This window comes from Rhizobium lentis (assembly GCF_014200175.1).
Classification (GTDB): domain Bacteria; phylum Pseudomonadota; class Alphaproteobacteria; order Rhizobiales; family Rhizobiaceae; genus Rhizobium; species Rhizobium mulingense.
In genome coordinates this window covers 32,757-53,169 of record NZ_JACHBD010000020.1, presented here as the reverse complement: position 1 = coordinate 53,169, position 20,413 = coordinate 32,757, and the positions used below count along the sequence as shown (strand labels likewise).

The window sequence follows — 20,413 nt, the reverse complement described above, 5'->3', positions numbered from 1 at the left end:
CTGCAATTGGCGCATTCCTGCCATCAATGCCGCAGGCGGTAGCTCTCAGAATCGCCTACCGCACTTGGTCAATATGGCAGGAGAACACCGCTTTCCGACGGTATCATACGCGCCAGCCTGATTTCCTCGGACAGATCCATGCTTTTCGTCTGCCATGTCGTTTATTGTCCTGTCATGGATCTAGTGGTTCTTTCGGCGAAACGGGCTCTGCGACGAGACGAGCTGCTTAGCGGTGTGAGGAGTTTTGCCAGGGCGCTGCCAGTGCGGTCCACGTCACGTACCCTGGCAGTGAACCCCCGGAGCTCTCGGACACACTACATTCTGCGATGCGGCTAATTGTTTTTCGTGGGCGAATTGATCGGCAAGATCACACTCGCCCACGCGTTTGCGAAGGCAATCCGATCAGGACTCTTCGACAGGAGTCGCCTCCTATTCCGTGCTCAGCTCTCGAACGACGACCCAGTCCCCGTGGACTCTGCTAGTCCAAAGGCAAGCGTTGCGATAGCAGTGTCCTGAATGCCGGTACCAGTTAGATCGGCGATCGTGATCTGAAGGTCGTTCGAACGGCCCGCATTTTTTCCAGCGATAATCTCACCAAGTTCTGGGAAACTAGCGTCGGCCGCGACTAAGCCAGCAGAGATTGCGTGATGCAGTTCTCCAAGGGTGCGCGTCTGGTTCAGGCTATCGGCGACATAGAGATCCGCTTGGACAATCATATTCGGATCCAGTTCATTCTTGTGTTCGGCGTCTGATCCCATGGCGGTAATGTGCTGTCCGGACTCCAGCCAACTGGCGCTCAAAATTGGCTGAGTGGCCGGCGTCGTCGTGACGATGATATGGGAGCCAGCCACGGCCTCCCTCGGATCCACGCACGCCCTCACGGGAATGCCCAGTTCTTCAGAGAGCTCGCGCGCAAGGTCTTCAGCCTTTGCCGCATTCCGCGCCCAAATGCGAGCCTCGCGAATGGGCCGTACCAGTGTGAGCGCCTGCAGCTGCAGTTTTGCCTGAATTCCCGCACCCAGGATCGCGGCCACGGAAGCGTCATTTCGTGCAAGATACTTTGCTGCGACCGCACCTGCAGCTGCGGTGCGAACATTCGTCAAGTAGCCGTTGTCCAACAATAGTGCTTGGAGCAAACCGGTTTTGCTGGAGAGCAGCACCATCAAGCCGTTCGTACTCGGGAGGCCGAGTTTTGGATTGTCAAAGAACCCGGGGCTGATTTTAACGGCAAATCCATCGAGGCCTTGGACGTACGCCGTTTTGACGTCGACCTCACCCCCATGGTCTTTTATGTCGAGGCGTAGAATTGGCGGCATTGCTACGGTTTTCGTCGCAAGGGAATGGAATGCATCCTCGACGCATTGCACGGCAACTTGGTCAAGCGGTACGGTTCGTCTGAGCTCGCGCTCCGCGACTATCTTGATCAACGGCATTAGTTCTCTCCCTCAATCGGATTGTTAATCCCACATATGATCCGGCGATGCAGTTCCATATCGATGTTGCGTCCTGTAAGCAGAACCGCGACCGGCCCATGCAATCCGGCTATCTTACCCGCGAGCAACGCGCCCAAGCCAACAGCTCCGGAGCCCTCGATGACTTCACGTTCTTTCTCATATGCATGGCGAATACCGGCTGCGATCTCGCTCTCGCTCAGCACTACAAAGTCATCCAGCAGGGTCCGACACATGGCGAAAGTCAGTTTATTGTCGAGCCCGATGCCACCACCGAGCGCGTCGGCAAGCGTGCGAACTTCTTCCACCAGTACTGGGTGACCGGCATCGAGACTCGCCTTCATCGCGGCGCCGCGCTTCATGCTGACCCCTATCACTCGCGCCTGTGGCTGCAAAGCTTTCACTGCCGCAGCTACCCCCGCGGCTAGGCCGCCGCCCGAAACGGGTACAAGAATGGTAGCCACATCGGGAATTCCTTCAATGATCTCGAGGCCAATTGTCCCCTGTCCAGCAATAATATCCGGATGGTCGAAGGGCGGCAGCAGAGCGAGCCCATCATCGCGCACAAGGCGGTCGACTTCCTCTTGGGCCTCATCCTGCGAGTTTCCGATAATGCGCACATCAGCTCCAAGCCGCCGGATTTCGGAAACCTTGTTCTCGGGCACCAGCTTAGACATGCAGATTGTGGCCTTGGAACCCACAGCACGGGCTGCATGAGCCAAAGCCCGACCATGATTGCCCGTTGAAACGGCGACGACTCCTCGAACCCGCTCTGCTTCACTGAGCCTCATAATAGCATTGGTTGCCCCGCGTATCTTGAAACTGCCTGTAGTTTGGTGATGTTCAAGCTTGAGATGGATCGTTACGCCGCAGATTTCCGAGAGCACCGCGGAGCATACGAATGGTGCCGGTTCGATGTGCTTCTTAATGCGCCCGCGCGCATTTTCGATTGCGCTAATATCAATCATGGAGATGCTCCCTTTCATAATCAAACGATGCTCATCCAGTCCAAATATGTGACGCCGACAATGGAATACCCAGCCGTGTGCTAGGACTCCCATCTCGCAACACTTGCGAACGATCAGCTCGGCCCATGATCCAACCAAGGCTTCGAGAAGGTCGGACGCGCCTCACACCGCCAGCTTCGCAACCGAGAAGTCAGTGCGCGTCAACTCCACGAAGATAAAGGGGCTGCCGCCGACACATAGTCGGCGACAGCCAAGTGCCCTGGGAGGCGGGGAACGTACTAACTATGCGCGGCTTGATTTCTAGTTTTACGATCAAACATATGAATCAACCGGCCAACCTCTCTTTCACCAGTTCAGCCGCCGCTTCGTATCCGATCGAGGTTACGAGCTCGGTTGCGAATGCCGTGCTGCTCTTCAGATTCGACCCGCACCGCGCCGCGTCAGCTTGTACCCCTGCGACGCAGGTGTTGGTGAAGGTCGCCACTGCTTTACGAAGAAGTTCGGAGGCGTTGTGGATGCTGAAGATAATCACCGGCTCCATTGCGTTGAGCTGCAATTGCCCGGCTTCGGCGGCCATACCAACCGTTGTGTCCAACCCATAGACGAAGAAGCATACCTGGTTTAATGCCTCGGCTGCGACGGGATTGACCTTTCCGGGCATCAGCGACGAACCAGGTTGAAGCGCTGGGAGGATGATCTCGCCGAGACCACCGCGCGGACCGCTTGACAGCAATCGGAAGTCGTTGGCGATCTTTGAAAGTTTGGCTGCAATTCTTTTCAAAAGCCCCATGTGAAGCATAAATGCGCCCATGTCCCAGCTTGCCTCCAGGAGGTCTTTTGCGCCGACCACCGGCAATTGCAAGTTGCGGCACAAGTTTTCGAGCGCGCGTGCACGATAGGATGGCGTAGCTGCGATGCCTGTCCCAATTGCCGTGCCGCCGAGGTTAACCTCCAGGAACAGTTGCTCCGTTTCTTCTAGGCGCTGGCAATCTTCCAGAATGGTTGTTGCAAAAGCTGCGAACTCTTGTCCGAGCGTCATAGGAACAGCGTCCTGCAACTGTGTCCGCCCGAGCTTGCGAATCTCTGCAAATTCTTCCGCTTTGATGTGAAGTGCTTCGGCGAGAGCGCCAAGCGCATCCCTTAAATTCCGGCTGGCCGGAATAACAGAGAGCCTTACGGCAGTTGCGTAGGCATCGTTCGTTGACTGAGATCGGTTTACGTCGTCATTTGGATGTACGACACGCCCCTCACCCCGCACGCCACCGAGCAGCTCGCTTGCACGGTTGGCCAGCACCTCATTCATGTTCATATTGGTGGAAGTGCCCGCTCCACCTTGGAATACATCGACGAGAAATTCGTCCTCGTGCTTGCCGGCCAACACTTCCTCGCAAGCCAGAACTATCGCGTCACGCTTTTCGGTGGGCAGCAAACCTTCGTCACAATTCGCTTGCGCGGCGGCCATCTTCACATGGGCGAGCGCCTGTAAGACGAACGGCATGCTTTTGATTGGGATTCCCGAGATCGGGAAATTGCCGAGCGCTCTGGCGGTCTGGGCCCCGTAATAGCGATCCGCCGGCACGCTGACAGGGCCGAGTGGATCATGTTCAATCCGATTGACGTTAGACATGTTGCCTCAACAGTTGATCTCTTCACCAAATAAAAGCGCGTTCCTGCAAATTGGTGCTTGGCCTCACTCAGGATCGCCAAGCCTGAGCAGCACTGGCCCAATCCTACCATCACCCTCTGTTGAGGCAGACGACCTTCGGCTGGGTCATTTCTTCGTAGGCGAAGCGCACGCCTTCACGGCCCATGGAGCCGTATTTGGAGCCGCCAAACGGCATGGCGTCGAAGCGGTAGTCCGAGCTATCGTTGATCATCACCCCGCCCGCCTCGATCCGATTTGCGGCTTCCAGTGCGACATTGAGGTTGCCGGTGAAGATACCGGCATGCAGGCTGTACTCGGGTTCATTGGCCAATTCGACCGCTTCGTCGAGCGTGGCGAACGGCGCAAGCATGACCACAGGCGCAAACACTTCCTCGTGCCACAGGCGGCAGGTCACCGGCGTACCTTCCAGCACCGTCGGCTGATAGAGCGACCCTTCGCGTTTATGACCGCAGAGCAGCTTGGCGCCGGCGGCAATGGCGTCGTTGACAGCAGCTTCGGTGCGTTCGGCCACTTCCTTCGAGATCATCGGGCCGACATCCGTGTCCTGCTTGAGCGGATCGCCGGCCGTGAGCTTATTCGTCGCCGCCACAAAGGCATCGCGGAAGCGCTCGTAGAGTTCTGCCTGGACCAGAACACGCTGGGCGCCGATGCAATTCTGGCCGGCGGCCCAAAAGGCGCCGGAGACGCAGCCTTCAACCGCCTTGTCGAAGTCGCAGTCGTTCATGACGATGACCGGGGCATTGCCGCCAAGCTCCATCGCGAGTTTCTTTAGGCCCGCCTTGCGGCTGATCGCTTCTCCTGTGGCAAAGCCACCAGTGAACGAGACCATGCGCACGTCCCGTGCAGCAACCAATGCTGTAACGAGTTCTCTGTCACCGTGAACGACAGTAATGATCTCCGGTGGCAGGCCGGCTTCCACAAGAGCGTCAACAAGATTGATTGCCGAGAACGGCGTCAGGTTCGATGGCTTCAGCAACACCGAATTGCCGCCGGCGATCGCCGGACCAAGCTTGTGGGCGACCAGGTTCAGCGGATCGTTGTAGGGCGTAATGGCGGTAATGATGCCGAGCGGCTCTCGCGTGAACCAACCCTGGCGCTGTTCGGATCCGACGTAGGCGTCAAACGGGACGATCTCGCCGGCGTTGCGCTTAGCCTCTTCGGCGGACAGTTTTAGCGTATTGACGCAGCGAAGCACTTCCTTGCGCGCCTGGATGATGGTCTTGCCTGCCTCGCGCACGATGGTTTCGGCAAACGCCTCGCGGCGGCTTTCGATGATCTGAGCAGCCCCTTCGAGGATGCTCGCACGCTTGTGACGCGGCAGCTTCCCGGAAAGCTCCGCCCCGCGCCGGGCACGGGCTAGAAGTTCGTTAATCTCGCTCGCATCCGTGGCGTCAACCGTTCCCAAAACAGACCCGTCAAAGGGGCTATGGACGGTGATCGGCGCCAAGCTGGTGGTGATATGAAGTTTGGCAGCGGTCATAGGCCGGCTTCCTCTTGCGTGGTGATGCGCCATCTGTGCGACGGGCAGAGTTTCTCCGCCAGGGCAAGGAGAATTCCCTGCCCTGCTCTCAATTTCGTGGATCCTATTGGGTGCGGTCGGGCCTCGCCGACCGCTTATCCGTCAGATCTTCTGGCCGTCGCGGACGAGGTCGTCCATCACGGAGCGCACGGCCTTTTCGGCAATGGAGACGATCTCGTCGATCTCAGCCTTGGTGACAACCAATGGCGGCGAGAACCCGAGAATGTCGCCATGCGGCATGGCACGGGCGATGAGACCACGGTCGCGGGCGGCCTTGGAGACGCGAGCACCGACCTTCAGCGACGGATCGAAGCGCTTCTTGTTCTCGCGGTCGCCAACGAATTCGAGGGCGCCCATCAGGCCAACGCCGCGGACTTCACCGACGATCGGCAGCTGTGCGAACTTCTCCTTCAGCTGGGCCTGGAAATAGGCGCCAACTTCGCGGGCGTTGCCAGGCAGGTCTTCCTGCTCGACGATGTCGAGCACCGCGTTTGCAGCGGCCGCACCAATTGGGTGACCGGAATAGGTGTAGCCGTGCGAGAAGGCGCCGACCTTGTCAGCTCCGTCTTCCATGACCTTGTAGACCTTCTCACCGACAATCGCCGCCGAGAGCGGGAAATAGGCTGAGGTCAGACCCTTGGCGACGGTGATCAGATCCGGTTCGATGCCGTAATGCTGCGAGCCGAACATCGATCCGGTGCGGCCAAAGCCGGTGATCACTTCGTCGGCGATCAAAAGCACGTCGTGCTTCTTCAGCACAGCCTGGATCGCTTCCCAATAGCCTTCCGGCGGCGGCGTGATGCCACCAGTACCAAGCACCGGCTCGGCGATGAAGGCGCCGACATTGTCGGGACCGAGCGTCTCGATCATCTCGTCGAGCTCGGCGGCACGACGGGCCGAGAATTCCCGCTCCGTCTCGCCGGGATTGGCACCCCAGTAGTGGTGCGGAACACCGGTGTGGTCGATCTGCGGCAGCGGCAGATCCATATGGTCATGGTAGAAGCTCATGCCGGTCATCGATCCAGATACCACGCTGCAGCCGTGATAGCCGCGTTCGCGCGAGATGATCTTCTTCTTGGTCGGCTTGCCACGCAGGTTGTTGTAGTACCAGACGAGCTTGGCCTGGGTCTCGTTGGCGTCCGAGCCGGACATGCCATAAAACACCTTGCTCATCTTGCCCGGCGCCATCTTGACGAGGCGATCGGAGAGGATCGCCAGCTCGTCGGTCGTGTGGGCAGCGTAGGAGTGGTAATAGGCCAACCGGTAGGCCTGACGCGAGATCGCCTCGGCAACCTCGGTGCGGCCATAGCCGACATTGACGCAATAGAGGCCGGCAAAGCCGTCGATCAGCTGATTGCCGTACGCATCCTGAATGCGAATTCCCTTGCCCGTCTCGACGATCGTTGGTTCGCCAAGCTTGCCGCTGGCAAAATCCTTCAGCTGCGTGAACGGATGCAGGACCGAGTTGCGGTCCTTTTCAGCGATGTCCTTAATGTTGATGGTCACGGTTCTTCCTTTCAGACGGGTGTTACTCACCAGTCGGTTGTCAACAAAATATTCAGCGAGTTGATCAAACCGCCGACGGCTCCGTTTGCTCTTTGAAATGCATTCTTCGCGCAGCTGCCATCATCTTCAAAGGCATGATGCTGCCTGATAGGACCACCTTCCTCTTACAGGCGAGCAAGTCCCTGCATCACATGCCGAATGCTTCATTTCGATAACGATAGACTAACGCGCGGCAACTGGGTGTTGTCAGCGGATTTAATGCGCCCCTTGCAAGATCTCCGCGAATTTTGACGCTAATATGCAGGAATTCGTCTTATTGCAGCCTGGCCCCAAGCGAATGGCACGACTGGGCGTAAGGGGAAATTAAGGGGAGAAACAGTCGTCGCTGCACCCTGACTCGCGGAGCTTCTGCTGAGCTGGAAACGTCTATATTTTGGCAGCTCTCAAAGAACCCAGGCTAGCGGCGCAACTTCGATTGCTAATGCAAAGATATTGCGTTCTAGTCAACGTCGGGATCAATCTCGATTGGAAACGCGAAACTTGCCTTGACGCGATCCATCACAACCATTGTCTTGAAGCCTTTAATATCGTGATTTTCATAAAAGAATCGCCGAGTGAACTGCTCATAGTCTTCCATGCTTTTGGCAGTCACCACCAGGATGAAGTCGGCATCGCCCGTGACATAATAGCCGATCATTACTTCCGAAGTTGCGCGGATCGCAGTCTTAAACCGATCGACAATATCCGCCCTCTCTCGTTCAAGAGAAACTAGCACGATCATGGTGACAGGGCGTCCGACGGCCTTAGGTGAGACGATGGAAACGTCTGCTTCAATTATCCCCTCTGAACGCAATCTTTTTAGCCGGCGCTGACATGCAGATGCTGAGAGATTGACCTTGTCCGCGATTTCGTCGGAGGTCAAACGATTATTGCATTGCACAATCTGGAGAATTGCTACGTCGAGTCGGTCGAGCTGTGCCATGAAGGAAATCCGCGGGAAAAGACGAGTGCGAGACGGATTTACCCATAGATCTGCAACATTAACCCGTCAATGACCGAGGGAGCCCCGTGGTACGCCTATTTTCGCAACACTCACGAAAGATCGATGAGCCAAGGGCAGTTACCCTTCACCGTCTTTCTACCGGTTTTATTCTAGACGCGCAGCGAGATTCGCCAGATTCGACCGAATCAGTCGTTTCAACCTGTGAGAACGCGGATTTCCCGCATCCGACATACCGTTAACGCGCCCCCTCCCCGCGCAACGGGGGGTATATTGTTGAAGAAGCGCCCATTTAGAGCGTTCAAGAAATAAGATCGGGAACTTGGCTAATCGTCCCGCAGTACAGCGACAGATTGTGGCGACCAGCACCCGCATATCGCGCAATTTCGCCGCAGCATCTCTTCGAGGATCGAACTCGCGAGAGGTAAGCCTTCCGCTGTGGAAGGAGATGTAAACGGTCTGCGCGCAACGCTGTAGACTCGCTTCAATTCAGTTAGAGAGAAGAGGATTAGACATGCGCGGCGTCGAAAACTTCAAGCACTACCAGGATGAGGTAGCGGAATGGCGTCGTTATCTTCATGAACATCCTGAGCTTGATTATGCGCTGCATGACACTTCGAAGTTTGTTGCTGAAAAGCTCGCCTCTTTCGGAATCAATCATATCGAAACCGGGATTGCGGAAACCGGCGTCATTGCACTGATCCAGGGTGAATTGGGAGACGGTCCGACAATTGGATTGCGTGCGGATATGGATGCTCTACCGATTAAGGAAGAGTCTAATAAACCGTGGACGTCGAGGGTTCCAGGGAAAATGCATGCCTGCGGCCATGACGGTCACACGGCCATGCTTCTCGGCGCCGCAAAACATCTCGCCCGCTCTCGCAATTTTAAAGGTACCGTCGCTCTCATTTTCCAGCCCGCTGAGGAAGATGGAAGAGGCGGTGAAAGGATGGTGCAGGAGGGCGTGATGGAGCGCTTCAGCATATCGCAGGTGTTTGGAATGCACAATCGCCCCGGTCTGGATGTTGGCAAATTCAGTATATGCAATGGCCCGATCCAGGCAGGCCTCGACGAATTCGATCTAATCGTCAAAGGAAGAGGTGGGCATCCCGCAACACCCCACGAGAATATTGACCCTATTGTCATCGGTGCCCAAATCATCGTCGGTTTGCAGATGCTAGTCTCGCGCAGCACGGATCCTCTTGAGGCGCTGGTCATCTCAGTGACCAAGATGCATGCGGGAGAGGCCTATAACATCACTCCACAGCAGGCGGAAATCTCCGGCACAGTTCGAACTCTCGTGCCGCAATTGCGCAACTTCGCCGAGACTGCAATCCCCACGGCTGCACAAGGAATTGCCCGCGGTTTTGGCGCGGACATCGAGTTCAAGTATCGTCGTCTTGAGCCCGTAACTGTGAATCATGAGGCGGAAACCAATCTGGCAGTTCAAGCTGCTCGCAACCTGGTTGGCGCTGCGGCCGTCGACGACCGCATTAAGCCAGGAATGGGATCGGAAGACTTCGCCTACATGCTTGAGGCTCGGCCAGGTTCCTACATTTTCCTAGGCAACGGTTCGACTGCGTCTTGCCATAACCCGGCATATGACTTCGACGATGAAGCTTTGCCTTACGGCATTGGTTACTGGGTCAACTTGGTTGAGAAGGTTCTAGCTTAACAGACCGTCACGAGATCTAAAGTTTAACAATCCGCCACGAAGGTGGAAAATCAGAGGGAACGACCATGAGTATATCGATAAATCGCAGACGTTTTATGCAAGCCTCGTCCGCTCTTGCGGTCGGCGTCTTGGCGGCCCCCGCAGGACGGGTATTGGCACAAACGCCAGGAGAGCTACGCGTTGCAACCTATGGAGGACAAGTTGGCAAGAGCGTTGTTGAAGCTTACCTAAAGCCTTTCGAAGCCGAAACCGGGATCAAATGCATTCCGATCTCAGAAGACTTCTCGGGTGCACAGATTGAGTTGATGCAGAAATCAAACAGCGTCACAATTGATGTCGGTCCGCTAAGTCAAGGCTCGTTTCTGCAGACCGCCAGCAAAGGATATCTAGAAAAAATCGACTACTCACTCTTCAAGAGCGAGGACCTCGAAGCCCTAGTTCCTGAAACCAAACACGAGTATGGGATTGGTTTCTACTTCTATAGCTTCAATATGGTCTATAACACAAAGAAATATCCGCATGATAAGCCCCGCCCGAACACCTGGGCGGAGTACTGGGACGTAGAAAAGTTCCCGGGTGTGCGGTACTTGGTATCAGGGCAATGGGGATCGGAGGGCCCCTGGGAAGAAGCTCTCCTTGCCGATGGCGTTTCACCCGACAAGCTCTATCCGATGGACATTGACCGAATCTTCGCGAGTCTCGACAAGATCAAGCCCCATGTCCGAAAGTGGTGGACTTCGGGCTCCGAGATTCAGCAGCTGATGCTCAGTGGGTCGGGTGACCTCATGATGGCTTACGATGGCCGCGCTTTGGCGGCGATCGACCAGGGTGGTCCACTTGAAATGAGCCGCAACCAGGCGAAATTGACTTTTGACACTTGGGCGATTCCGAAGAACGGTCCAAACGTTGAAAACGCCCAAAAATTCGTCGAGTTTGTTTGCCGAGCAGAAAACCAAGCAGCGTTCGCAAAAATATATCCCACGGGCCCGATTAACCGGAATGCAATTAAGCTGCTGCCGGAAGATATCGCGCTGAAGCTTCCAAATCATCCTAAGTACCTGCAGAATTCCATTCTACTTAACGGGCCGTGGTATGCGGAAGTCGGTTCTGACGGTCTCACGAATGTTCAGCGCCTCGTACAGCGCTGGACCGATTGGGTTTCGCAGTAATATCAATCGCCTGCCAGCGGGTCTGTGACTGAGGCTCGCTGGCTTCCATCCGGCCAGCACATAGAAGTGGGAATGGTGCCATGCATTCGACCGCACCGACGCGCTTGGGCGCTGCAGCTGCAATTAAGCTGCACAAACCAGGATCAATAGAGGATGAAGTATTGAAAGACGCCGCTTCTCCGCAGATCGAGTTTCGTAACGTTACAAAAATGTACGGCCCGATCGGCGCAGTAACAGATTTTTCTCTTAGCGTGAAACAAGGGGAATTTCTGACAATTCTAGGTCCCAGTGGTTCTGGCAAGACCACTGCCTTGATGATGCTTGCGGGATTTGAAGCCCCCACTAGTGGTGAGATCCTCATTTCTGGCAAATCCGTGACCGCAGTACCGTCCTATGGCCGAGATCAAGGAATTGTCTTTCAAAACTATGCTCTATTTCCTCATCTGACGGTGCACCGCAACCTGGAATTTCCGTTGGAAATGCGAGGCGTGAAAGCTGCCGCACGGGCATCTCTGGTTCAACGAATGCTTAAGCGAGTCCATCTGGAAGACTTCGGTGAGCGCTTGCCTTCTCAGCTCAGCGGTGGTCAACAGCAACGGGTGGCCTTGGCTCGAGCGCTTATTGCCGACCCTCCGGTTCTTCTGCTGGACGAGCCTCTCGGTGCCCTTGATAGGAACCTGCGGGAGCAGATGCAGGGTGAGATCAAGAGCCTTCATCGGGAGTTCGGAAAAACGACCATTTGCGTGACGCACGATCAGGAGGAAGCGCTTACACTGTCTGACCGAATTATCGTCATGCGGGGAGGCCGGATCGAACAGTCGGGCACTCCTGAAGAACTGTATGACCGTCCCGAAAGTCGCTTCGTGGCGAACTTCCTAGGCGAGGCGAATTTACTTGATTGTCTGGAGTTGGATCGTGAGAAAGCGACGCAGAATACTGTTTCGATGATCCGGCCTGAGCGTGTTCGCATCTTTAAATCAAAGCCGACGGCCCTGCCGGATCAAACACAGCGCTGCGTTGTGAACGGCACTGTTGAAGATATGATTTATGCTGGACCGCTTAGAAAATATCAGGTGCGAGTCGGCGATCATTTAATCATAGTGCGAGAACACGTCGCGTCTGGGCAGGATATCTTTCGGCCAGGTGATGCTGTTTGCCTTGATTGGCTGCGCGCTGATGTCCGTCTATTAAGCGCATAACCAGAGGCAATCCACAATGCAACCCGTCCAGAGAATTCTGAGATCCCCGTTTGCGCTTTTGGTGCCTGCCCTCGCGATCCTCACCATCGTGTTTGGTATACCGATTGTGCAGCTTTTTCTGGAGAGCGTGAATGCTCCCGGATTCAACCTGCAGAACTACTATGCTTTTCTCGAACAGAAAGCCAACATACGTATCTTAATCCAGACGCTCGAGATTAGCACCGTAGCAACGGTCATCTGTTTGTTGATCGGGTACCCGACCGCATACTTGATAGCTTCAGCTCCGAAGAAAACGAGAGTCATTTTGATCGTACTGGTCGTGATTCCTTACCTGACTAGCGATCTTGCGCGGACTTACTCATGGGTCGTTATCCTCGGTGATGCCGGCCTCATCAACAGTGTCTTGACTGAACTTGGCCTGATCTCCAGTCCACTTCCACTAATTTACAACCGCGTCGCTGTTTACGTCGGCATGGTTCACATCATGCTACCTATGATCATTCTCCCTCTTCTGAGCGTAATGACGAGCATAAACAATTCCCTGGTCGCCGCAGCAAAAAGTATGGGCGCAAGACCCTCAACAGCTTTCTGGCGCGTCTATTTTCCTCTAAGCATGCCCGGCGTGCGCAGCGGCACGCTGCTGGTTTTCGTGCTCTGCTTGGGGTTCTACGTGACGCCGACCGCGCTAGGGGGCTTGGGCGATGCAATGCTCTCTACGTCTATAGCTGCGCAAGCATCTACAGGCTTTAGTATGGCTACGATTAGCGCCTCCTCGTTCGTTCTCCTTGCGATTGCTGTGATCGTTCTTGCTACGTTTCGACTCAATCCTGCAGGCTCCAGAAAAGTAGAGTTCAAACCGCGAGTGGGTTGGTTTAGCCGGATCACATTTCTGAACCGTATCAGAGGCTATGCGAACGAAATAGCTGTGGGTTCCAAAGCGAAGAGTTGGCCGCTGCAGGTCCATCGAATGCAGTCTAATAGGCGATTTTCCAAAATAGTAAGCTGGACTTCCTTGGTGCTCGTCTCATTCTATCTGCTGTTCCCCTCGATAGTTGTGGTTGTCATGTCATTCAGCGACGGGCAGACCCTTCAATTCCCGCCGCCAGGTCTCTCGCTCCAATGGTACAGGTCATTTTTCAGCGACGCTTCCTGGTACGGCACGGCTCTCCTCAGCATCAAAATCGGCCTTGCCGTCTCAATTTTAGCGACTGTGGCAGGCACTCTGGCGGCTTTTGGGCTAAACCGTTTCGCACCAGGCGTGCGCAACGTCATGACTACGGCAATTTTAACGCCAATCATTATACCTGTCATTGTTGTAGGCGTTGCAAGCTACTTTGGACTAGCAAACCTCGGCCTCATAGGCACCGAGAGAGGGATCGTATTGACACACACGGTCGGAGCAATTGGCTACGTCGTGGTAATTGTATCGGCAACACTGGTCGACTTTGACAAACAGCTCGTGCGAGCCGCCAACAGCATGAAAGCGCGACCTCTCACTGCCTTCATGAAAATCACTCTGCCGATAATACGTCCAGCGATCATCGGCAGCGCGCTTTTCGCTTTTATTCACTCGTTCGGAGAGGTGGTAATCACTTCATTTGTCAGCGGTTATTCCGTACAAACCTTGCCGCTGAAGATGTGGAACAACATCCGCAACGAAATCGACCCAACTGTCGCCGCAGTGGCCTCGCTGCTCACCCTTTTGCCGATCCTTTGGATGATCGCGCTCTACGTCATGTGGTGGAGGGCGGGAGAGCGTGCTCAGCCGGCTATAGCCAAAAGCGAAATCTGACGTTGCGCAATAGTTAGGTGGCCGGAACTTTGCGACCAATGCCAGACTGCGAACATAGCCTGGCATCGTGGTTCCAACATTGCAATGCGCCAGCTTCAAAAAGACTTTACCCACGGAGGCACTATGCCAGCTCTTTACTTCGCCGAAGCAGAATACAAGGCCCGATTGGAGGCGACGAAGGTGGAGATGCAGAGATTGGGTGCTGATACACTCATTCTTTCAGACCCTGCAAACATCTTCTATCTTACCGGATTCGATGCGTGGGCATTTTACTCGCCACTGTTCCTGGTTGTGTCTTGCTATGAAGATGAGCCGATGTGGATCGGGCGGTTCATGGATGCGGTCTCCGCTCGCGACACTACTTATCTGCGAGAAGAGAACATCCAAGCCTATCCCGATAGTTTTGTTCAATCGAACACTTCACACCCAGTGCAGCCGACCTGCGAGATTTTGCAGGCGCGCGGTTTGGACAGGGGCGCTATTGGCGTCGAAATGGGTGCATATTACTACACCGCACGCATCCATGCTGAATTTATAAAACACCTTCCTAATGCTCGCTTTCACGACGCCGAGCTTCTGGTCAATCGTGTTAGGCTCGTGAAGAGCGTTGCAGAGCAGGCTTATATGCGTCAGGCCGGACGTATTGTCGACGGGGCTATGACGGCCGCAGTAGAGAGATGCGCCCCTGGCGTGCGGGAATGCGATGTAGTCGCAGAAATATACCAAGCCCAGATATCAGGTTCACCTGAGGCAGGAGGCGTCTACACGACCAGTCCGCCACATTTTTGCGCGGCCGAAAGAGTTCGGACGCCCCACGGCTTATGGACGGATAAACCGCTTGTAAACAACAGACCGCTGAACATTGAGATTGCCGGATCTCGCCTGCACTATCATTGCCCGATTACCCGCACTGTATTCCTTGGCAGGCCTCCGGACGGTTACCTGCGATTGGCAGAGGCCGTGGTTGAGGGCTTGAACAAGACTATGGACAGCATTCGCCCGGGCATAGCGGCCGAAGAGGTCGAGCTGGTTTGGCGGCGATCCATCGCCAAACATGGCTTTGAGAAGGAAGCCCGGCTCGGTTACTCTATTGGTCTCGGGTTTCCGCCTACATGGGGGGAACGCACCGCGAGCCTGCGCCCCGGAGACAAGACTGTATTGCGATCCGGCATGGCCTTCCATTGCATGTCTGGCCTGTGGCTGGAGGATACCGGGATCGCAATTACTCAATCGTTCCTTGTGACGGATAGCGGAAACGAACCTCTGACGCAATTTGAGCGACAGCTGATAACCAAACCTTGAGATGCAACCTTCTCGATGTGACTGCGGACCCTAATACTGTGCTATTTATGGGCCGCGTCCAGTGTAGGCACTCCTCGAGTGGCTCACGTTGATTCCGACTAATCGGGTCACATGACGTGACCATCAACTATCGCTATCGATCGGGCGGGCATGAACGATCAGCTACGCACCATAAATTCAGGCGCGACGGGCTTGCCGAATGAACTGTCGTAAGGTCGCTTGCGCGGAACCACCGCCTTCAAGAAACCTGGTAGACGTATTCGACCGTCTACCTCCGAACCAAGGAGAACGCAGTGTCCCTAAATCAAAAACAGCGCGGGCATGTACTCGGCATATTGGACCTAGAACCCGGTTTTGTTCCAGATGCGCCCTCCCCGGTGGGATCGTTGCATCACCCAGCAACCTTCGAGTTTCCGACCATCAGAGAGACCGTCCCAGGCGCTTGGGCGGAAGTGGTCGTCCGTGGTGATCCGGCGCTGGAAGCACCGTTCATTGCCGCCGCACAGCGACTCGCGGAGCGTGGCGCCTCCGCAATAGCCGCGGATTGCGGCTTCTCGATTCGTCATCAAGCCGCGGTAGCAGCCGCAGTCGAGATCCCAGCGGCAGTGTCGGCACTGATGTTGGTACCGATGATACTCCGTCAGTTGCCGGCCGAGGCTAAGCTGGCAGTTTTAACTTTCGACGCCACGCATTGTGGGAAGGAACTGTTGGGCCTCAGTGATCCATCTGAAGAGGCTCGGGTCGTCATCGGCGGATTGGAGCATAGTCAAACTTGGATAAATGAGATGAAACGCCCGCCGGATCCGACAGACGCAGTCATCCTCGAACAAGACGTCTGTGCATGCATTGAAAAACTACGACTGATCCATCCTGAAATCCGCGCAATTTTGCTCGAATGCACCATGTTCCCGCGGATCGCACAACCAGTTCGTCGTTTTACGGGTCTCCCAGTGTACGATGTCACGACATTGTGCCGAATGGTAATGGAGTCCGTCACACCGGGTGACGAGTCAGACTAAACCAAAAATCCGCTGATGTGAGGAACAAGCGACCCGCCCAGCCACACATTCGAATGTTTTCGCGATCTGAGGAAATATCAATTATGGCGATTAGCAGAGGACCGCAGGCGTTTCCCCGAAACGAGTACCTGCGGCGACTTTCACTTGTTAAGTCTGAAATGGCCGACCGGGACATCTCGGTACTTGTGGTATCCGACCAGCACAATATTACGTACCTCACGGGATACACGGCAAGGTCCGCTTATGTCCCTCAAGCGCTGGTGGTGGCAGCAGATGAAGAAGAGCCTGTCTTCATACTACGTCGCATGGATGCACCCGCAGCACTTCATCAGTGCTTCATGAGTCGTGACAAGATCATCGGTTATCCGGAAGAGTTGATCGCTCACCCTTCAAAAGATGGTTATGATGCTGTCGTTGACTATCTTCAGGCGGCAGGTCTGGAAAAACACGGAATAGGGATCGAACAGTACAACCTTTCAACGCTCACGGTCGACAAGTTAAAGCGCCGATTAGCAAGTACGCGGTTTGTTGACTGCACTAAAATGGTCACCTGGGTGCGGTTGGTCAAGTCCGACTTCGAGATCGAAGTCATGCGCGAGGCAGCAGCGATCTCAGATGCTGCAATCGCGCGCGCTGCTGAAGTCCTCCGCCCAGGAGTGCGCGAAGCTGACGCTTGCGCGGAAATAGCATCCACTCTAATTCGCGGCGTGAACGGAAAGCCGGGCACGAGACTTGAGGAGATTGTGATGTGCACTTCTCCTCGCACTGGCACATGTCACATTCCTTGGAGCGAAGATATTCTTCGCGAGGGATCTCAAGTAAATATCGAAGTTGCGGGCTCTCGTCATGGGTACTGCGCCGCACTGATGCGAACATATTCCATTGGTACGCCATCGGATCGGCTCCGCAGGGTTCATGACATTCAACTGGAAGGGCTCGAGGCTGCGCTTCAAGCTGTTCAGCCAGGCGCTACGTGCAGCGACGTCGCAAATGCTTTTTACCGAACGATTGAAGGAAAAGGCCTCAAAAAAGAGTCGCGCTGCGGCTACGCGCAAGGCATCGGTTGGACAGAACCTACAGCCAGCCTTAGGGACGGCGACCTGACCGCCCTTAAGCCGAACATGACGTTTCACCTAATGTTGGGCAATTGGATCGATGAAGATTTCGGCTATGTCATTAGTGAAACATTCCGTGTTACCCCCTCAGGGGTCGAGGTCTTAACCAGGGCTCCTCGGCAGATTTACGTGATTTCGTAAGCGCGACAAATCACATGAGAACATCGTAAGGGTTCGGACGTAAAGTACCCCGTTAAAGGACCACGGGTACTAAGCTCCGAACCCTTGGCCGTTGGCAGGCTTCGGCGCCGGGTCACTTACTGTATGTACACACCTGATGATGCGCCGAGGAGTTCGATGCCATCGTTCTAAAGCCCACGCATCTGGCAGGTTCGTGTCCTGGCGATCGGGCGCGTGGCCTCCCGACTATGCACTGCGCGTGGGACGAAGATTAGTGCAACTCGCGTTGGCAGACTAATTCAATCTGGTCTCCTCGCCGATGAGCAGTCGGACCCGGAAAAGCTCGAACAGATCACGGCCAACGCGCAGAAATCATAATCCCCGCTAACTTCGCAGGACGGATACATGCGAGGGTCGCCTGGTCGCCAGGCAAGCATCAGCGCTCGATGAGCATTCTGCGCATTAATCGCCAGAGCCGACCGGTCTGGCGGGATCAAATACTCGTCGACGCGCGTGCCAACGTGGGGGCAATCTTCCTACCTCTTGCGCAGTTTCAGCGAAAGGTGGGCCCGATGTGCAGGAACCCTGCATTGTGCGCCAAAAGTTCGCAGAAAATCGCCCGGAGGCTGTTGGTATAGTTCTTCGTGACAAATTAAAAAAGGGGAGCGCAAACGCCATGCGTCGTAGAGAATTCATCAGCCTATCAGTTGCTTCGGCGCTCGCCGCCCCGGCGATACTTAGAGCTCAGGACAAGTCGTTTTCCGACATTACGTTGCAAGTCAACGGATATGGAGGAGACTACGACCGGTTGATGACAGAGTTTATTTCGAAACCTCTTTTTGAGCGGACCGGCCTTAAAGTCGTGTTCACACCGGGGGCTAGTCAAGCTGCCGTTGCGAAGGTAATCGCAACTCCCGACAATCCACCTTACGACATCATATTGTGCGATAGCCCATCTTTGCCTGAGTTGATTACAGCGGGCGTAATCGAGCCAATTACCAATGATTCCGTACCAGGCGTTTCTAGACTCCGTCCGGGGATGCGTGAGTTCGACGACTACGGTATACCGATTGCAGTGGCATCAATGGTTTTGACGTACAACACCGATCATGTGAAGGAGCCATTGACCTCCTTCGCGGATCTAGCCCGCCCCGTTCTCAAAGATCGAGTTGGGATGTTCAATCTCGAAAATACGGGCGGTTTACTCTTTTTGATAGCCTTGGCCGAGGGCAACGGCGGAGGAATGGACAACATTGATCCGGGCTTCACTGCGCTGGCGAAGATCGCGCCGAACGTAGCATCCACAACGCCATCGACGGTAAACTTACAGCAACTTTTTCAGCAGGAGGAGATATGGGCTGGGGGGCTTTGGGACGGTCGCGTTCATGCATTGCGCCTCGCTGGTATGCCATTGGAGCTGGTAGCGCCGACCGAAGGCTTGTACGCAGTTCGTTCATACTTCAATCCCGTCAAGAACTCAAAACACCCCGAGGCAGTCAGAGCTTTTATCGAGCAGGCAATGTCTGGGGAACTCGTCGGCGAAATCGCCAGGTTCTTCCGGTTCGGCCCGACGACGGACGTTCAACTCCCCGACGACGTCGCAAGTACGATTTTGACCTACGGCGAACGCGCAAAAATGATCAAGCCAGTTAACTGGAGGAAGGTCGCGGAGAACCGCGCTTCGTGGTTCTCTCGATTCAATCGTGAAATGCGCTAATTTGGAGTGACGGATGCCAGCTCTTTATTTCACCGAAAACGAGTACAAATCTCGCTTATTTGCAACAAAGCAAGAAATGCAGAGGTCTGGATTTGACACTCTTATTCTGTCGGATCCTGCGAATATATTCTACCTAACAGGCTTTGATGCATGGTCATTTTACGCGCCGCTCTTCATCGTCGTATCATGTGATTTGGATGAACCGATCTGGATTGGTCGCTTTCAGGACGCCGTGTCCGCTCGTGACACCACCTATTTGAAAGAGGAGAATATCTGCGCCTACCCAGATCACTACGTCCAATCCAGCACCTGCCACCCTGCTGAACCAGCCTCGCACATCCTGCGGGAACGCGGGCTCGATCGAGGCGTCATTGCCGTGGAGATGGGCGCCTACTACTACACCGCTCGCATCCATGCGGAATTCGTACGATATAATCCTAACGCTCGATTCGCGGACGGCGAACTGCTTGTAAATAGGGTGCGACTTATCAAGAGCGATGCGGAGCAGGCTTACATGCGTCAAGCCGGGCGAATTGCGGACGCAGCAATCGCGGCGGCAATCGATAGGTGTGCTCCGGGAGTACGAGAATGTGATGTCGTCGCAGGCATTTACAAGACCCAAATCTCCGGTACTCCGGAATACGGTGGTGTCTATACGACAAGTCCACCGCATTTCTGCGCTGGAGAGAGAGTCCGCACTCCTCATGGTTTGTGGACCGATCAGCCGCTTCAGAACAATAGTGCCTTGAACATCGAGATTGCCGGCTCGCGTCTTCATTACCACTGCCCGATCTCGCGAACAGTCTATCTAGGTCTCCCCCCCGACAGCTACATTCGTCTCGCGGATGCAGTGGTGGAAGGTCTCAACACCACAATGGATCATATCAAGCCCGGCATGACAGCTGAGGAAGTGGAGTTGGTTTGGCGGAGATCTATTGCAAAGCACGGTTTCGAGAAGGAAGCTCGGCTTGGCTACTCGATCGGGATTGGCTTCCCCCCGACGTGGGGTGAGAGAACTGCGAGCCTGCGCCCGGGAGACAAGACCGTTCTCCAACCTGGCATGGCGTTTCACTGCATGTCGGGTTTGTGGCTCGACAGTACTGGAATTGCGATCACTCAATCGTTTCTAGTAACTAAAGAAGGGAATGAACCTCTTACTCAGTACGACCGATCGCTTGCGGCAAAGACGTAACCC

15 protein-coding genes are annotated in these 20,413 nt (G+C 55.1%); 9 read left to right on the top strand and 6 right to left on the bottom strand.

What is annotated here, in order from left to right:
- Positions 1–440: 440 nt before the first annotated feature.
- The 6 genes from eutC to GGI60_RS29505 form a co-directional block, all read right to left on the bottom strand.
- The gene (gene eutC / locus GGI60_RS29530) at positions 441–1,433 is read right to left on the bottom strand and encodes an ectoine utilization protein EutC (protein WP_183919942.1); all 993 of its coding nucleotides are present in this window, start codon (positions 1,431–1,433) and stop codon (positions 441–443) included.
- Positions 1,433–2,419, bottom strand: a complete 987-nt coding sequence (gene eutB, locus GGI60_RS29525) for a hydroxyectoine utilization dehydratase EutB (RefSeq protein WP_183919940.1) — start codon at positions 2,417–2,419, stop codon at positions 1,433–1,435. Before eutB ends, eutC begins: the two co-directional genes overlap by 1 nt.
- Before the next feature lie 325 nt (positions 2,420–2,744).
- Positions 2,745–4,046 (bottom strand): aspartate ammonia-lyase, encoded by a 1,302-nt coding sequence (locus tag GGI60_RS29520; protein WP_183919938.1) that lies wholly within the window; start codon positions 4,044–4,046, stop codon positions 2,745–2,747.
- 109 nt (positions 4,047–4,155) lie between these two features.
- Positions 4,156–5,565: an aldehyde dehydrogenase family protein gene (locus GGI60_RS29515; RefSeq protein ID WP_183919936.1), complete on the bottom strand. Its 1,410-nt coding sequence runs from the start codon at positions 5,563–5,565 to the stop codon at positions 4,156–4,158.
- A 141-nt stretch (positions 5,566–5,706) separates the two neighbouring features.
- Positions 5,707–7,110, bottom strand: a complete 1,404-nt coding sequence (locus GGI60_RS29510; RefSeq protein ID WP_183919934.1) for an aspartate aminotransferase family protein — start codon at positions 7,108–7,110, stop codon at positions 5,707–5,709.
- A 499-nt stretch (positions 7,111–7,609) separates the two neighbouring features.
- Positions 7,610–8,092, bottom strand: coding sequence for an Lrp/AsnC family transcriptional regulator (locus GGI60_RS29505; RefSeq protein ID WP_183919932.1), 483 nt, complete (start codon positions 8,090–8,092; stop codon positions 7,610–7,612).
- Between the two features lie 532 nt (positions 8,093–8,624).
- Between GGI60_RS29505 and GGI60_RS29500 the strand changes: the two genes are divergently transcribed.
- The 9 genes from GGI60_RS29500 (at position 8,625) to GGI60_RS29460 (ending at position 20,410) form a co-directional block, all read left to right on the top strand.
- Entirely contained in the window at positions 8,625–9,785 is a 1,161-nt protein-coding gene (locus tag GGI60_RS29500) for a M20 aminoacylase family protein (RefSeq protein ID WP_183919930.1), read from the top strand.
- A gap of 65 nt (positions 9,786–9,850) precedes the next feature.
- Positions 9,851–10,954, top strand: a complete 1,104-nt coding sequence (locus GGI60_RS29495) for an ABC transporter substrate-binding protein (RefSeq protein ID WP_183919928.1) — start codon at positions 9,851–9,853, stop codon at positions 10,952–10,954.
- Between the two features lie 80 nt (positions 10,955–11,034).
- Entirely contained in the window at positions 11,035–12,153 is a 1,119-nt protein-coding gene (locus tag GGI60_RS29490) for an ABC transporter ATP-binding protein (protein ID WP_183919926.1), read from the top strand.
- Positions 12,154–12,169: 16 nt separating this feature from the next.
- Positions 12,170–13,945, top strand: a complete 1,776-nt coding sequence (locus GGI60_RS29485; protein WP_183919924.1) for an ABC transporter permease subunit — start codon at positions 12,170–12,172, stop codon at positions 13,943–13,945.
- Positions 13,946–14,068: 123 nt separating this feature from the next.
- The gene (locus GGI60_RS29480; RefSeq protein ID WP_183919922.1) at positions 14,069–15,247 is read left to right on the top strand and encodes a M24 family metallopeptidase; all 1,179 of its coding nucleotides are present in this window, start codon (positions 14,069–14,071) and stop codon (positions 15,245–15,247) included.
- Between the two features lie 293 nt (positions 15,248–15,540).
- Positions 15,541–16,266 (top strand): hypothetical protein, encoded by a 726-nt coding sequence (locus GGI60_RS29475; RefSeq protein ID WP_183919920.1) that lies wholly within the window; start codon positions 15,541–15,543, stop codon positions 16,264–16,266.
- A gap of 83 nt (positions 16,267–16,349) precedes the next feature.
- The gene (locus GGI60_RS29470) at positions 16,350–17,522 is read left to right on the top strand and encodes a Xaa-Pro peptidase family protein (RefSeq protein ID WP_183919918.1); all 1,173 of its coding nucleotides are present in this window, start codon (positions 16,350–16,352) and stop codon (positions 17,520–17,522) included.
- 655 nt (positions 17,523–18,177) lie between these two features.
- A complete protein-coding gene (locus GGI60_RS29465) occupies positions 18,178–19,218 on the top strand; it encodes an extracellular solute-binding protein (RefSeq protein WP_183919916.1) in 1,041 nt (346 codons plus the stop codon).
- Between the two features lie 13 nt (positions 19,219–19,231).
- Positions 19,232–20,410 (top strand): M24 family metallopeptidase, encoded by a 1,179-nt coding sequence (locus GGI60_RS29460; RefSeq protein WP_183919914.1) that lies wholly within the window; start codon positions 19,232–19,234, stop codon positions 20,408–20,410.
- Positions 20,411–20,413 lie beyond the last annotated feature (3 nt).

Bases quoted from the DNA above. Each gene is read 5' to 3' on its own strand.
- eutC (WP_183919942.1), bottom strand. From the start codon at position 1,433: ATGCCGTTGATCAAGATAGTCGCGGAGCGCGAGCTCAGACGAACCGTA.
- eutB (WP_183919940.1), bottom strand. From the start codon at position 2,419: ATGATTGATATTAGCGCAATCGAAAATGCGCGCGGGCGCATTAAGAAG.
- GGI60_RS29520 (WP_183919938.1), bottom strand. From the start codon at position 4,046: ATGTCTAACGTCAATCGGATTGAACATGATCCACTCGGCCCTGTCAGC.
- GGI60_RS29515 (WP_183919936.1), bottom strand. From the start codon at position 5,565: ATGACCGCTGCCAAACTTCATATCACCACCAGCTTGGCGCCGATCACC.
- GGI60_RS29505 (WP_183919932.1), bottom strand. From the start codon at position 8,092: ATGGCACAGCTCGACCGACTCGACGTAGCAATTCTCCAGATTGTGCAA.
- GGI60_RS29500 (WP_183919930.1), top strand. From the start codon at position 8,625: ATGCGCGGCGTCGAAAACTTCAAGCACTACCAGGATGAGGTAGCGGAA.
- GGI60_RS29495 (WP_183919928.1), top strand. From the start codon at position 9,851: ATGAGTATATCGATAAATCGCAGACGTTTTATGCAAGCCTCGTCCGCT.
- GGI60_RS29490 (WP_183919926.1), top strand. From the start codon at position 11,035: ATGCATTCGACCGCACCGACGCGCTTGGGCGCTGCAGCTGCAATTAAG.
- GGI60_RS29485 (WP_183919924.1), top strand. From the start codon at position 12,170: ATGCAACCCGTCCAGAGAATTCTGAGATCCCCGTTTGCGCTTTTGGTG.
- GGI60_RS29480 (WP_183919922.1), top strand. From the start codon at position 14,069: ATGCCAGCTCTTTACTTCGCCGAAGCAGAATACAAGGCCCGATTGGAG.
- GGI60_RS29470 (WP_183919918.1), top strand. From the start codon at position 16,350: ATGGCGATTAGCAGAGGACCGCAGGCGTTTCCCCGAAACGAGTACCTG.
- GGI60_RS29465 (WP_183919916.1), top strand. From the start codon at position 18,178: ATGCGTCGTAGAGAATTCATCAGCCTATCAGTTGCTTCGGCGCTCGCC.
- GGI60_RS29460 (WP_183919914.1), top strand. From the start codon at position 19,232: ATGCCAGCTCTTTATTTCACCGAAAACGAGTACAAATCTCGCTTATTT.